Origin of the sequence: Streptomyces sp. NPDC058052 (assembly GCF_042885515.1) — a bacterium.
Classification (GTDB): Bacteria; Actinomycetota; Actinomycetes; order Streptomycetales; family Streptomycetaceae; genus Streptomyces.
Genome location: NZ_JBHVRX010000006.1, coordinates 195,914 through 208,480, shown reverse-complemented (window position 1 = coordinate 208,480; position 12,567 = coordinate 195,914). Strand labels below are relative to the sequence as shown.

13 protein-coding genes are annotated in these 12,567 nt (G+C 74.2%); 7 read left to right on the top strand and 6 right to left on the bottom strand.

Translation table 11 applies throughout. The annotated features are described in order from the left end of the window. Positions 1-226: 226 nt before the first annotated feature. Together ACFVU3_RS11525 and ACFVU3_RS11520 are read left to right on the top strand one after the other, a co-directional pair. On the top strand, positions 227-1,660 hold the full coding sequence (locus ACFVU3_RS11525; RefSeq protein ID WP_390065657.1) for a Gfo/Idh/MocA family protein: 1,434 nt from the start codon (positions 227-229) through the stop codon (positions 1,658-1,660). Between the two features lie 34 nt (positions 1,661-1,694). After that, on the top strand, positions 1,695-2,732 hold the full coding sequence (locus tag ACFVU3_RS11520) for an NEW3 domain-containing protein (RefSeq protein ID WP_390065656.1): 1,038 nt from the start codon (positions 1,695-1,697) through the stop codon (positions 2,730-2,732). A 136-nt stretch (positions 2,733-2,868) separates the two neighbouring features. Here the strand turns inward: ACFVU3_RS11520 and ACFVU3_RS11515 are convergent, their stop codons facing one another. Beyond that, a complete protein-coding gene (locus ACFVU3_RS11515; RefSeq protein WP_390065655.1) occupies positions 2,869-3,675 on the bottom strand; it encodes a DeoR/GlpR family DNA-binding transcription regulator in 807 nt (268 codons plus the stop codon). A gap of 228 nt (positions 3,676-3,903) precedes the next feature. On the opposite strand from ACFVU3_RS11515, the gene ACFVU3_RS11510 reads away from it, so the two are divergent. Together ACFVU3_RS11510 and ACFVU3_RS11505 are read left to right on the top strand one after the other, a co-directional pair. Beyond that, the gene (locus tag ACFVU3_RS11510; RefSeq protein ID WP_390065654.1) at positions 3,904-4,413 is read left to right on the top strand and encodes a cupin domain-containing protein; all 510 of its coding nucleotides are present in this window, start codon (positions 3,904-3,906) and stop codon (positions 4,411-4,413) included. Continuing rightward, positions 4,410-4,808, top strand: coding sequence for a VOC family protein (locus tag ACFVU3_RS11505; RefSeq protein WP_390065653.1), 399 nt, complete (start codon positions 4,410-4,412; stop codon positions 4,806-4,808). The genes ACFVU3_RS11510 and ACFVU3_RS11505 overlap by 4 nt, the downstream gene beginning before the upstream one ends. Here ACFVU3_RS11505 and ACFVU3_RS11500 read toward each other — a convergent pair. Next, positions 4,772-5,719: an SAM hydroxide adenosyltransferase gene (locus ACFVU3_RS11500; protein ID WP_390065652.1), complete on the bottom strand. Its 948-nt coding sequence runs from the start codon at positions 5,717-5,719 to the stop codon at positions 4,772-4,774. The genes ACFVU3_RS11505 and ACFVU3_RS11500 overlap by 37 nt on opposite strands. Positions 5,720-6,280: 561 nt before the next feature. On the opposite strand from ACFVU3_RS11500, the gene ACFVU3_RS11495 reads away from it, so the two are divergent. Beyond that, positions 6,281-8,713, top strand: coding sequence for a SpoIIE family protein phosphatase (locus ACFVU3_RS11495; protein ID WP_390065651.1), 2,433 nt, complete (start codon positions 6,281-6,283; stop codon positions 8,711-8,713). A gap of 95 nt (positions 8,714-8,808) precedes the next feature. Here the strand turns inward: ACFVU3_RS11495 and ACFVU3_RS11490 are convergent, their stop codons facing one another. Together ACFVU3_RS11490 and ACFVU3_RS11485 are read right to left on the bottom strand one after the other, a co-directional pair. Then, the gene (locus ACFVU3_RS11490) at positions 8,809-9,963 is read right to left on the bottom strand and encodes a CobW family GTP-binding protein (RefSeq protein WP_390065650.1); all 1,155 of its coding nucleotides are present in this window, start codon (positions 9,961-9,963) and stop codon (positions 8,809-8,811) included. Continuing rightward, positions 9,963-10,208: a type B 50S ribosomal protein L31 gene (locus tag ACFVU3_RS11485; RefSeq protein WP_043221702.1), complete on the bottom strand. Its 246-nt coding sequence runs from the start codon at positions 10,206-10,208 to the stop codon at positions 9,963-9,965. Before ACFVU3_RS11485 ends, ACFVU3_RS11490 begins: the two co-directional genes overlap by 1 nt. 195 nt (positions 10,209-10,403) lie before the next feature. On the opposite strand from ACFVU3_RS11485, the gene rpmB reads away from it, so the two are divergent. Both rpmB and rpsN read left to right on the top strand, forming a co-directional pair. Continuing rightward, entirely contained in the window at positions 10,404-10,640 is a 237-nt protein-coding gene (rpmB, locus tag ACFVU3_RS11480) for a 50S ribosomal protein L28 (protein ID WP_390065649.1), read from the top strand. Then, a complete protein-coding gene (rpsN, locus tag ACFVU3_RS11475) occupies positions 10,640-10,945 on the top strand; it encodes a 30S ribosomal protein S14 (RefSeq protein ID WP_390065648.1) in 306 nt (101 codons plus the stop codon). The genes rpmB and rpsN overlap by 1 nt, the downstream gene beginning before the upstream one ends. 159 nt (positions 10,946-11,104) lie before the next feature. Here the strand turns inward: rpsN and ACFVU3_RS11470 are convergent, their stop codons facing one another. Together ACFVU3_RS11470 and ACFVU3_RS11465 are read right to left on the bottom strand one after the other, a co-directional pair. Next, a complete protein-coding gene (locus tag ACFVU3_RS11470) occupies positions 11,105-12,025 on the bottom strand; it encodes a SigB/SigF/SigG family RNA polymerase sigma factor (RefSeq protein ID WP_390065647.1) in 921 nt (306 codons plus the stop codon). A gap of 125 nt (positions 12,026-12,150) precedes the next feature. After that, positions 12,151-12,561 carry an STAS domain-containing protein gene (locus ACFVU3_RS11465; protein ID WP_390065646.1) on the bottom strand — a complete coding sequence of 137 codons (411 nt, stop codon included), beginning with the start codon at positions 12,559-12,561 and terminating at the stop codon, positions 12,151-12,153. Between the last annotated feature and the right edge of the window lie 6 nt (positions 12,562-12,567).

The window sequence follows — 12,567 nt, the reverse complement described above, 5'->3', positions numbered from 1 at the left end:
GCCACGTCCACCCTCCTCCTCACCTCCGCCGGCCCGGTCGGTCGGGGCCGCGCCGTCGTCCCGTGATCTCCCCCCGATTGCGTACCGGCATGCGCGATTCCGGAGCATTGTTGCGCGAGAATGCTTCGAACGGGAGCTGAATGAACATCTATTGACATGCCTGTGACCGCCCCGTCAGAGTCGTTGCCGCACCCGCTGCCCGCCGTTTCGAGGAGCGATGACGAACATGCCTGACATCCGAGCCGTCTCACGCCGTTTGCTCCTGGGAGGGGCGCTGGCGACCACGGGGGCCCTCGCGGCCGGGGTGGGAGCCTCGCCCGCCGCCGCCGGCGTACCGTCGGCGGTCCCCGCGCCGCGGCGCCGTCCGGGGCAGACGTCCATGATCGACGTGCCCTACGCCGTGCACCGGACCGTACGGGTCGGGGTGATCGGGCTGGGCAACCGCGGCTCCGGCATGACCACGGGATGGTCCGCCGTCCCCGGCTGTGTCGTCACCGCCGTCTGCGACATCCGCGCCGACCGGGTCAAGCGGAGCGCCGACGGACTCGCGGCGGCCGGCAAGCCCCGCCCCGCCGAGTACGGCGGCTCCGCCGACTCCTACGCCCAGATGCTGAAGCGCGACGACATCGACCTCGTCTACATCGCCACTCCCTGGGAGTTCCACTACGAGCAGGGCCGGGCCGCGCTGCTGGCCGGCAAGCACGTCATCGTCGAACTGCCCATCGCGACCGGGCTGGACGAGCTGTGGGACCTTGTCGACACCTCCGAGCGCACCCGCAGGCACCTCATGCTCGCCGAGAACTGCAGCTACGGCCGCAACGAGCTGGCCATGCTCAAGATGGCGCACGAGGGGCTGTTCGGCGACATCACCAACGGACACGGCGGCTACCTGCACGACCTGCGCGCGCTGCTGTTCTCCGACACGTACTACACGGACGCCTGGCGTCGGCTGTGGCACACCCGCAGCACCGCCTCCTTCTACGCCATGCACGGGCTCGCGCCGATCGCCGCCGCCATGGACATCAACCGCGGCGACCGGATGACCACGCTGACCGCCACGGCGACGGAGCCGAAGGGCCTGGCCGACTACCGGGCGCGGTTCGTCCCGAAGAACCACCCCTCGTGGAAGGAGACGTACGTCAACGGCGATCTGGTCACCTGCATGATCGAGACCGCCCAGGGCCGGGTCATCCGCGCCGAGCACGACGTCAGCTCGCCCCGGCCGTACAGCCGGATCAACTCCCTCGCCGGCAGCCGGGGCATCTTCGAGGACTACGCGGGCGTGGTGTCGGCCGGCGGCGGCCGCATCTACGTGGAGCCGGACCACGGCGGGCACGCGTGGCGGGACTTCGGCTCGTACCGCAAGGAGTTCGACCACTGGCTGTGGAAGAAGATCGGCGACGACGCCGCGAACAACGGCGGCCACGGCGGCATGGACTACGTCCTGCAGTGGCGGACCGTCCAGCTCATGCGCGCGGGGCTGGTGCCCGACATCGACGTCTACGACTCCGCCGCCTGGTGCGCACCCGTCCCCCTGAGTGTCATGTCCCTGGCGGCCAAGGGGCGTCCGGTGGAGATCCCCGACTTCACCCGGGGCGCCTGGGTCAACCTCCGCACGGGCCTCGACTCGCGCACCACCGAGATGCCCCCCGTCGCCTGACGCAGCCTCCGCCCCTCCCCCGAAGGAGCAGCACGTGAGACCAGCAGGACTGATCGGATCGCTCGGAGCCATGGCCATGGCGGGCGCGCTCACCCTCCTCCCGGCCTCGACCGCCACCGCCACCGCGGACCGGGCCCCCTCCGTCACCGCGGCGGCCGCGGCGGCCGGGGAGACCCGGCCCGCCGCGGCCGGGACCGAGGTGACGATCTCCCCCGTCGACCTGGACGGTCCGGCCATCTCGACGGTGAAGGTGACCGTCAGGAACGCCGGGCCGGAGCGGATGCGCGGGCTGAAGGTGACCTTCGGCGGGCCGGCCGGCTGGGCGGTGCAGCCGTCCGCCGTGCAGGTGGACGGTTCCGTGGCCGCGGGCGCCTCCGCCCAGGCCACCTTCCGGATCCAGGTGCCGGAGCGGCGCGCCGGCTTCACCGTCCGGACCTTCACCGCGACCGCGACGTACAAGGGCGGCGACGGCGCGGGTTCCGCCACCGTGACCCGGTCGCAGCACAGCGGCACACCCCTGGCGAGTCTGGCCGCCGCGTACAACAACGTGGGCGTGACCGACGAGAGCGACACCGGGCCCGGCGACTACGACGGCGAGGGCAACAGCTTCTCCGCGCAGAAGCTCGCCGCCGCCGGGATCCGTCCCGGGGAGCCCGTCACGGCCCTGGGCGCCCAGCTGCGCTGGCCGGCCGTGCCGAGCGGCACCAAGGACAACGTCTCCGCCGCCGGCCAGGCCGTCACCCTCGACGGCACCGGCAGCCGGCTGGTCCTCCTCGGCTCGGGCGTCACCAGCGGGGCGTCCGGGACCGTGACCGTGTACTACACGGACGGCACGAGCGGCACGGGCACGATCGGCTTCCCGAACTGGTCGTTCGACCCGGCGAACGCGCACGGGGCGACGCTCGTCGCGTCGAGCGACGGCCGGAACCGGCCCAGCGGGTACGGCAACGCCGGCATCGCCTACCGGGTCTTCGCCCACTCCGTCCCGCTCGACCCCGCCAAGCGCGTCGCGTTCGTGGTGCTGCCGGCCAACGGCAACGTCCACGTCTTCGACATGGCCATCGCCCCCTGATCCCTCCGCCGCGCCGCCGCCCCGGACGTCCGCCTCGGACGTGCGGGGCGGTTCGCCGTCGCCTCCCGGGCCGCCGCGGCGCAGGCCCCGCGCCCCTCGTACCGGACCGGGCGCGACCCGCGCCCGGGCGGCCGGGTCAGACCCGGATCACCTTGATGCCGACGTCCTCGAGACGGGTGACCGCGTCCGCCGGGGCGGCCGCGTCGGTGACGACGACGTCGACGGCGTCGAGTCCGCAGATCCGGGCGAAGGCGCGCCGGCCCATCTTCGACGAGTCGGCGACCACGACGACCCGCTGGGCGCGCTCGGCGAAGAGGCGGCTGATGCTCGCCTCGTCCTCCTGGCGGGTCATCACGCCGAGCCGGGGGTCCAGCCCGTCGACGCCCAGGACGGCGACGTCGAGGACGACCTCGTTCAGCACCCCCGCCGTCAGCGGGCCCACCAGCTCGTACGTCTGGGGCCGGGCGACGCCGCCGGTGACGACGAGCTTGACCTGGGGGCGCACGGCGAGTTCGCCGGCGATGTTGAGGGCGTTGGTGACGACGGTGAAGACGGGGGCCGTGACGTCCGTGGCGTCCGAGGTGTCCCGCCGTCCCCCGCCGGCCCGCAGCGCGAGCGCGCGGGCCACCTCGGTGGTGGTCGTTCCCCCGTTGAACCCCACGACGTCCCCGTCGCCGACGAGTTCGACGGCCGCGGCGGCGATGCGCTGCTTCTCGGAGGCGTGGCGGGACGACTTGTAGCGCAGGGGCAGCTCGTACGAGACGCCGTGGGCGAGGGCGCCGCCGCGCGTCCGGACCAGCATCTGCTGCTCCGCCAGCTCGTCGAGGTCACGCCGGATGGTCGCGGACGAGACGTCCAGCGCCGCGGCGGTCTCCTCGACCTCCAGCCTGCCCTCGGTCGCCAGCAGTTCCAGCAGCGCGTTCCACCTCTCCCGTTTGGACATGCTTCGGAACTCCTTCGACCTGTGGACCGCGGGCTGTCGATCCAGCCTACTCTCCGCGACCAGGGCTGCTCGATTATGTTCGAAACAGTCGATCATCGCGCGTTTTCACACAGAGACGTGCGCGCCCCCTGGGCGAACACGGGTACCCGCGGGGTCGACCACGACTACCCGCGGGGTGGATCCGGAAAGCCATGGCCGACCTGGGCTCCACGATCATAAAGTCGCACCATGATCGAGAAGAACCCGGCCACCGCGCCGTTCCCGCCCCTCCTGACCCGGCACGACGAGGCCGAGACCTGTGCCGATCCGAGCAGCGTGATGAGGCTCCTCGCCGACTCGGACCGTACGGCCGACGGCTTCACCAGCTACCGCTCCACCTTCGCCGAGGGGGCCGTGGGGGCGCCCGCGCACTTCCACACCAAGGCGACCGAACTGTTCTTCGTGATCAGCGGCTCCCTCCGCGTCCTCGTCGGCGAGGAGGTCACCGTGCTGCACGCGGGCGACTTCCTCGCCGTGCCGCCTCACACCCCGCACGCCTTCGCCGCCGCGCCCGGCTGCGAGGCGGACGTCCTGTTCGTGTTCACCCCCGGCATGGGCCGCTTCGACTACCTGCGGCTGCTCGGCCGGGTCATGCGCGGCGAGGCGGACTTCCAGGAGATCGCGGACTCGGCGGAGCGGTACGACAACCACTACGTCGACAGCCCCGTCTGGCGCGCCGCCCTGGAGGCGTCCGCGTGATCACGCCCACCACGCACGTCCGGGTCGCCCGGCCCTCGCGCGATCTCGCCGCCGCCGAACGCTTCTACGTCGACGGCCTGGGCCTCGCGGTGCTCTGGCGTTCGACCGCGCGCGAACCGGGCAAGCACGACCTGCTGATGGTCGGCCCGCAGGACGGCGGCTGGCACTTCGAGCTGACCCGTGACCCGGAGGATCCGCTCGACCCGACGCCCACGGTCGAGGACCTCTTCGTGGTCTACCTGGGCGAGGCGCCCGACGAGGCCCTGGTCGAGCGGCTGGTCGCGGCAGGCGGGACCCGGGTCGCGTCGCGCAACCCGTACTGGGACGAGTACGGCGTGACCGTCGAGGACCCCGACGGCTACCGGCTGGTCCTCTGCTCCCGCACCTGGGCCTGAGGCCCCGGGACGGGGTGGCGGCCCGCGGACCGCTGCCCCCTCCCGCCCGCGCGGGACGCGGTGGAAGCGGCGGTGGCGGTGGCGGCCCTGAAGAGCCGGTCGCCCTGGTTCAGTCCGAACGCCTCGGCGGCGGAACCGCCGCGCACGACGAGCTCGGCGAAGCCGACGCCGGAACTGCCGACCGTGATCCCGGGCTCCCCGAGGGGGACGTCGGGCAGCCGGTCGTAGCAGCGCACCGGGACGTCGCGGCCTTCGCGCCGGTTGTGGACGAGGAGGCTCTCCGCCCCTTCGTGGCCCGGGAGTTCGCCGACCGGCCGGTCCAGCTTGCAGTTGCCGAAGTTGTCGACGACGGCGATCCGCACGTCGTCCTCGCCGGACGGGTCCACCGCCAGCGGCCGGGCGGGGACCGTGCGGCCGTCCGTCAGCCAGCGGGCCAGCAGGGGCACGTACCAGAGGCTCCGGAACTGGGTCCGCACCATCTCCTCGACCTCGGCCCGCGTCAGGTCGGCCCAGCCGTCGGCGGCGGCCTCCAGCACCTCGCGCACGTCGGTGACCTGGACTTCCTTCAGGCCCAGATGGGTCGCCAGCGGGGCGAGGACCCGCCGGCTCAGCGTGCTGACGACCAGGTGGTCCCCGTGGCGGAAGGAGCAGAAGGGCACGCCGTTGGGCCAGTGCCCGTCCCTCGGCGCGATGTTGACGAGGATCACGACCGGACGGGTCGGGCCGCCGATCAGCTCCGTGGAGCGCAGCACGTCGAGCAGCGTGAGCGCGGCGGCGCCCTCCGGGTCCGGACCTCCGAGCGGGAGAACGGTCGGCGTGGAGCCGAAGAGGGTGGCGATACGAGTGGCCTGCCGGGCGAGCGCGTTGGGATCGGAGCAGTCGGTGAGGGAGACGACCGGGGGGAGGGTCATGGCGGGGAAGCGCCCTTCTGTCGGGAACGAGGGGGTCGGCAGGATCGGATCGGTCGGTCGGGCGGGGCGGGCGGGCGGACCGGGAAGGCGGGCGGGCCGGGAAGGCGGGCGGGCCGGGAAGGCGGGCGGGCCGGGGAGGGCGGGCCGGGGCAACAAAAAAGGACCCTCCGTCTCCGGAGGGTCCGTCGCATCCTGTGCGCGCACGGCTTCGCTAGCGAAGCGCCTCCGGTGTCGGGGGCATCATTCGCATCATGGCGAGGGTGGCGGTGCGCTGCATGGGCGGGACGATAGCACCCGCCGGGCACGCCTCGCGCGCCCGTCCACGGCGTGAGCGGACCGCGTGGACGCGGACCGGCGCGGGCGGAGGCGGCTCGGCAGGTCCGCCGGGCACCCCGGGTGACGGCCGTCGCGGCGGTCCCGGCGGGCGGCTCCGGTCACGCTCCGTCACCGCCGGTCCGGAGCGGTGGCCCCCTGACCGGTCGTCTCCGGGGTGCCCGGCCGGTCACGCGGGCGCATCCTGTCAGCAGGACCGGATTCCTCCTGGCCCGACGAGGAGGCCGCGTGGCACCGAGCAACCAGGCGGGGCGTGCCGGATCCCGGGCTCCCGGGGGTTCGCCGCTCGCCGGTGTCGCGGCGGCCCTGGTCGACGCCGACGGGCGTGTCGTGTGGTGGTCGAGAGCCGCGCAGCGGTTGCTGGGCTGGACCGGCGGGGAGGTGACCGGCCGGCCGGCCCGTGAGCTGCTGGGCGAGGTGGGTGCGGGGCGCGACGGCTCCGCCGCGATCCGACGGGTACGGCTGCGGCACCGGTCGGGCCGGGTGGTGGAGGCCGACCTCCGGGTGTCCGGGGCGGACGGCTCCGCCGAGCGCCTGGTCCTCGTACTGATGCCCGGAGACCCGGGCGACTGGGACCAGGACCGGGACATCGCCCGGGCGCTGCTGGCCCAGGACGGCATCGGCGTCGCGCAGTACGACATGACCGGGCGGCTCGTACGGACCAACGCGGCCATGGAGGCCCTCCGGCCACCGGGGGCCGGGGAGGGCTGGCTGGCGCGGCTCGTGGCCCGGGACGGCGGCCGTACGGCGCGGGCCGCGTTCGCGGAGGTGGCCGCCACCGGAGTCCCGCTCGCCGGGCGCGTCTACGGCCTGGGCCCCGGCGGCGCGGCGGCGCTGTCGGTGTCGTGCTTCCGGATCGACGACGTGCTCGGCACGCCGCGGGGCGTCATGGTCGAGGCGTCCAGGGTGGCCGACCTGGGCACACACCTCGACGCCGCCCTTCTGGGGGCCTTCGAGATCGGGCAGTCGCTCGACGTCGTCCAGGTGGCGCGGGACCTGACCCGGGTGCTGGTGCCGGCCCTGGGCGATCACGCGACGGTGGACTATCCCGACGACGTGCTGGAGGGCCGCGATCCGCCGCCCGGCTATCCGGGGCAGGAGGCGTCCGCCCCGCACCGGGTGGCGGTGCGAGCCGCCGACGGCCGGTGGCCGGCGCCGCTGATCCAGGTGGGCGAGGCCGTCCCGCGTGTGGCGGAGACGCCGGAGATCGCGGCCAAGTTCGTGGGGGACGTCCTCGTCGCCGACGCGGAGCAGGCCCGCCGGATCCTGGGGGACGATCCGGAGCGGATCGCCCGGTTCCTGCCGGAGGGCACCCACGCCTCCCTCGGCTGTCCGCTGTACCGGCGCGGACGGTTCTTCGGGTACGCGGCGGTGTACCGCACCCGTACCGCCGCCCCGTTCGACGAGTCCGACATCAGGCTGATGCACGACCTGTGCGCGCGGACCGCGACCGCCATCGACAACGCCTTCCGCTTCGCCCGCGAGCACCAGACGGCGGTCGTGCTCCAGCGGAGCCTGCTGCCGCCGGCGGCGACACGGAGCACCGCCGCGGAGACGGCGGGCTTCTACCTGCCCGCCGGGGGTTCGGTCAGCGTGGGAGGCGACTGGTACGACGCCTTCGACCTGTCCTCGCTGCGGGTCGGGCTCGTCGTCGGCGACGTCGTGGGCCACGGCCTGGAGGCGGCCGCGACCATGGCCCGGCTGCGTACCGCGGTGCAGACGCTCGCCGAACTGGACCTGCCGCCGGACGAGTTGCTGGGCCGGCTCGACGACCTGGTCCGGCGGATGCAGATCGAGGCCGACGAGCCGGACACCGTCGGCGGCTCGTGCCTGTTCGCCGTCTACGACCCGGTCGCCCGCACGTGCCGGATGGCGTCCGCCGGGCATCCCCCGCCGGCGCTCGTCACCCCCGCGGGCGAGGTGGCGTTCGTGCCGCTCACGCCGGGGCCGCTGCTCGGCGTCGGGGACCACCTCTTCGAGGTCACCACGCTGACCCTGCCGCCGGGGAGCACGCTCGTCTGCTACACCGACGGGCTGCTGGGACGTGACGTGGCGACCGGGTCCGAGCGGCTCAAGGCGGACCTCGCCGAGCTGAGCCAGGACGGCGGGAGCCCGGCGTCCCTCGGCGACGCGCTGCTCGCGCGGAGTCCGCACGCCGAGAACCCGGCCGACGACATCACCCTCCTGCTGGCCCGTACGCACGCCGTGCCCGACGAGTCCACGGCGGTGTGGGAGTACCCGGCGGACCTCACGGCGGTCGCCGACGCGCGGGCCGACGTCCAGGCGCGGCTGAGGGAATGGGAGCTGGACGACCTGCTGTTCAGCACCGAGCTGATCGTGAGCGAGCTCGTCACCAACGCCATGCGGTACGCCGGCGGGCCGGTCACCGTACGGCTCGTCCTGGACCGTGTGCTGGTGTGCGAGGTGTCGGACCCGAGCAGCACCCAGCCCCGGCTCCGGCGCGCCCTCGTCACGGACGAGGGCGGCCGGGGTCTCTTCCTGGTCTCCCAGCTGACGAGCCGCTGGGGCAGCCGCTACACGTCCCGCGGCAAGACGATCTGGACGGAGCAGAACCTGCCGGAGCCGGCTCCCCTCCCCGGCGGGGACGGTGCCGTCAGCGGCCGGAGCACGGCAGGAGGGCCGTCTCCCGGGCGTTCCTGACAGCCGTGGCGAGGGCCCGCTGCCGCCGGGCGGTCACGCGGGGAGGGTTCCGGCACCGTCGCGCCGGGCGGTGGCCGGGTCGTACGGGCGAGGGGTCAGCCGGCGTCGAGGAGGGAGTCGAAGGCGGCGGAGAGTCCCTGCCACGTCTCGGGGCCCGAGGCGTACTCCGCGTCCGTCAGGAGGCAGGAGTCCAGGATCCGTTCCAGACCCTCGCGGTCGAGGCCGGGCGAGGTGAAGACGAGGTGCTGGCAGCGGTCTCCGTGCTCGGGGTGCCAGTCGACGGCGGCGGCGGCCCGGCGTACGGGAGGGACCAGCTCCCAGGCCGCGCCGGGCAGCGACGCCAGCCACGGTCCGGCGTTCTCGACGCGGAGCGCGCCGCCCGCCGCGTCCCAGGTGAGCAGGGTGTCGGGCCGGTCGGCGAGCCAGAGCCGGCCCCGGCTCCGGGCGGCGGCGCAGCAGAGGTCCTCCAGCGCCCGGTAGAGGCGTTCGGGGTGGAACGGCCGTGTGCGGTGCCAGACGAGGGTGGCGACGCCCGACTCGTCCGCCTCCTGGGGCAGCAGGGCGCAGGCCGGGTGCTGGGCGGCGGCCGCGGCCTCCACGTCGAATCCGGCGAGCGCGGCGCGGGCGAGTTCGGGGGAACCGGCCGGCACGCGGTGGGCGGTGGGGTGCAGCTGCGCGAGGAGGGCGTGGTCCTCGTCGTCGGCCGCGTCGCTGTCGACGACGGCGAGGACGGGCGCGTACTCCAGCTGCCGGGCCCAGGTGTCGCTCACGGTCCGCCGGTCGGTGGCGGCCGCGGCGAGGCCGGCTTCGGCCAGGTCGTCGCCGTTGGCGAGGCAGGGCAGGACGAGGGCGGGGTCGACGGCGGTGATCACGCCGGTCAGGACGAGCCGGTCGCCGTGCGCGGCGATGACCTCGGCCATGGCCTTCGGTTCGACCGAGTCCCACAGCTCGACGACCGCGAGGCGGGTCGGGCCGCCGTCGGCCAGCCGCTCCAGTTCCGGGACGAGGTCCTCGCGCAGGGCGCAGCAGGCGCAGTCGTCGACGAGCGGGGTGACGCCGCGGGAGAGGGTGCCGGAGGCGTCGCGGACCGAGCGGACGACGGTGCCGCCGGGCGCGTCCGCCAGATCGTGGTGCAGCGCCACGCTGCCGGGGACGGTCGCCAGGAGCCGGTCGACGACCTGGGTCCTGGCGTCGGCGTGCAGGCCGGCGACGATGACGACGGGGAGCCGGTACGGGTCTTCGCGGCCCATCAGCGGGCTCCGTAGCGGCGCTGGAACTTCTCGACGCGGCCGGCCGTGTCGAGGACGCGGGCCGTGCCCGTGTAGAAGGGGTGGCTCGCTGAGGAGATCTCCACGTCGACGACGGGGTAGGTGTGGCCGTCCTCCCACTCGACGGTCTTGTCGCTGGTCATGGTCGACCGCGTCAGGAACGCGGTGCCGGAGGCGGAGTCGCGGAAGACGACGGGTTCGTAGGCGGGGTGGATGCCGGGCTTCATGGCAGGGCCTTTCGACTGCGGGGTGCGGCGGGACGGGCGGGGTGGCCGGGGTGGCCGGGGCCGGGTCAGCGCTCTTCGCGGAGGTCCACGTGGCGGCCGGCGGTGGGGCGGATCTCGGTGCGTGGCATGCCGCTAGTATATGACAATGATTTCCATTACCAACACTGTCTCCCGACGAGAGAGGTGGCTCACACCATGTCCGCCCACTGCCAACTGACCGGCGCCAAGCCCGGATTCGGCAACAACATCTCCCACTCGCACCGGCGCACCTCGCGCCGCTTCGACCCGAACGTCCAGCGGAAGCGCTACTGGCTGCCCGGCGAGGGGCGGCACGTCCGGCTCACGCTGAGCGCCCGGGCGATCAGGACGGTGGACACGATCGGGATCGAGGCCGCAGTGGCCCGGATCCGCGCGCGGGGAGGGAAGGTCTGATGGCGAGGAAGAGCGGGATCGCGCGGAACGAGCGGCGCAAGCGGGTCGTCGAGCGGTACGCGGCCCGGCGGGCCGAACTCAAGGAAATCGTCCGTCGCCCGACCTCCACCACGGCCGAACGCGACGCCGCCCAGGCCGAGTTGGGGCGGCAGCCGCGCGACGCCGGCGCCACGCGCGTGCGGAACCGCGACAGCGTGGACGGCCGCCCCCGCGGCTACCTGCGCACGTTCGGACTCTCGCGGGTGCGCGTGCGGGAGCAGGCCCACGCCGGGTTCCTGCCGGGAGTGACCAGGTCGTCCTGGTAGCCGACGACCCCGAAGCGTGCGCCGGGCACCCCCTGCCCGGCGCACACCCGCCCGGTGGAGGGCGACCACGCCGCAGCTGGTCCCCGTCACCGTCGACGGGTCCGTGCACCGGCTCCCGCAGCGGCTGGTCGAGACGGCACGCTCGGGCCGGGCCCGGTGTCAGCGGGGTTCCGCCGCCGGTTCCGCCGCCTCGTCGGCCAGGAGGTCCTGCTTCAGCCTGCCGAGGACGCGGGCGAGGATGCGGGAGACGTGCATCTGGGAGAGGCCGACGCGGACGCCTATCTCGGCCTGGGTCAGGTCCTGGCCGAAGCGCAGGGCGAGGATCGTCCGGTCGCGCGCGTCGAGGCCGGCGACCAGCGGCGCGAGCGACTCCAGGTCCTCGATCAGCTCGTAGGCGGGTTCGGTGACGGCGACGCGGCGGCCGACCGTGCCCTGCGGGGCGCCGTCGTCGTCCTCGCCGCCCACGGGGGCGTCGAGCGAGTGGACGCTGTAGGCGTTGGCGGCCAGCTCGCCCTCCGCGACCTCGGCTTCGGTGAGGTGGAGGCGGTCCGCGAGTTCCCTGCGGCGGGGACGGTGCCCCTCGTCCTGTTCGTACGCGTCGGAGGTCCGGGAGAGGGCGAGGCGGAGCTCCTGGAGCCGGCGGGGGACGTGGACGGTCCAGCCGGTGTCACGGAAGAACCGCTTCATCTCACCGACGATCGTCGGCAGGGCGAAGGCGGAGAAGTCGACGCCGCGGTCGGGGTCGAACCGGTCGATCGCCTTGATGAGTCCGATCGTGCCCACCTGGACGATGTCCTCGGTGGGCTCGGGCCGGCCGCGGAAGCGGCGCGCCGCGAACTTGACCAGGCTGAGGTTGAGTTCGACGAGCATGCCGCGGAGGCAGGCGTGCTCCGGCGTTCCCTCGTCGAGCTCGCGGAGCCGGTCGAACAGCGCCACGGAGAGATTCCGCGCGGCGTCGGTGGAGACCTCGGTCGGGCGTTCCGGTGCGGCCAGGCCGTCCAGCGCCCGCAGGCGGACGGCGGCCGCCGGGCGCGCACCGCGGGATCGGGCGAGGGTGTCGGTGGCTCGGCCGGTGGGCATGGCGCTCCTCCTGCGGTTCCTGTGGACCCGCGCCACCTCCCCCGGGGAGGCGAGGTGGGGTGTGTGGCCCTTCGGCGGTACGCCCCGGACGGTCTCCGCCTGTGCGGGGCGGTCGGTGTCGGGGTTCATGGCGCTGACCGATCGGGGCGGCCGGGAGAGGCCGGGAATCCGAAGAGGGGTCCGGTCCCGGTGAGGTCCAGGAGGCGGGCGACCTGGTCGCTCGCCGAGGCGATCGACAGGGAGCCGTGCCGGCGCAGGGCGAGACGGCGTACGCGCAACAGCGTGCGGAGTGCCGTCGAGTCACAGAAGGAGACGCCGGACATGTCCAGGACGAGCGGGCCGCCGTCCGCACTCCCGGACAGGACGTCGATGAGGGCCGTCTCCAGCTCGCCCGCGCTGTCCATGTCGATCTCGCCGCCGAGGCGGACGACCGTCCTGGTCCCGGCCGGCATCGGCGTCGCGCGCACACGCATCCGCGTGCGGCCGGCGCGGTGCCCGTCCGGGGCGGGCGGCGGAGGTACGGGGGTCGTGGTCATGGCTCC

What these genes read in the sequence shown, in the direction of transcription:
- ACFVU3_RS11525 (WP_390065657.1), top strand. Translation starts at nt 227, where the DNA reads ATGCCTGACATCCGAGCCGTCTCACGCCGTTTGCTCCTGGGAGGGGCG.
- rpmB (WP_390065649.1), top strand. Translation starts at nt 10,404, where the DNA reads ATGTCCGCCCACTGCCAACTGACCGGCGCCAAGCCCGGATTCGGCAAC.
- ACFVU3_RS11515 (WP_390065655.1), bottom strand. Translation starts at nt 3,675, where the DNA reads ATGTCCAAACGGGAGAGGTGGAACGCGCTGCTGGAACTGCTGGCGACC.
- ACFVU3_RS11465 (WP_390065646.1), bottom strand. Translation starts at nt 12,561, where the DNA reads ATGACCACGACCCCCGTACCTCCGCCGCCCGCCCCGGACGGGCACCGC.
- ACFVU3_RS11500 (WP_390065652.1), bottom strand. Translation starts at nt 5,719, where the DNA reads ATGACCCTCCCCCCGGTCGTCTCCCTCACCGACTGCTCCGATCCCAAC.
- ACFVU3_RS11510 (WP_390065654.1), top strand. Translation starts at nt 3,904, where the DNA reads ATGATCGAGAAGAACCCGGCCACCGCGCCGTTCCCGCCCCTCCTGACC.
- ACFVU3_RS11470 (WP_390065647.1), bottom strand. Translation starts at nt 12,025, where the DNA reads ATGCCCACCGGCCGAGCCACCGACACCCTCGCCCGATCCCGCGGTGCG.
- ACFVU3_RS11485 (WP_043221702.1), bottom strand. Translation starts at nt 10,208, where the DNA reads ATGAAGCCCGGCATCCACCCCGCCTACGAACCCGTCGTCTTCCGCGAC.
- rpsN (WP_390065648.1), top strand. Translation starts at nt 10,640, where the DNA reads ATGGCGAGGAAGAGCGGGATCGCGCGGAACGAGCGGCGCAAGCGGGTC.
- ACFVU3_RS11490 (WP_390065650.1), bottom strand. Translation starts at nt 9,963, where the DNA reads ATGGGCCGCGAAGACCCGTACCGGCTCCCCGTCGTCATCGTCGCCGGC.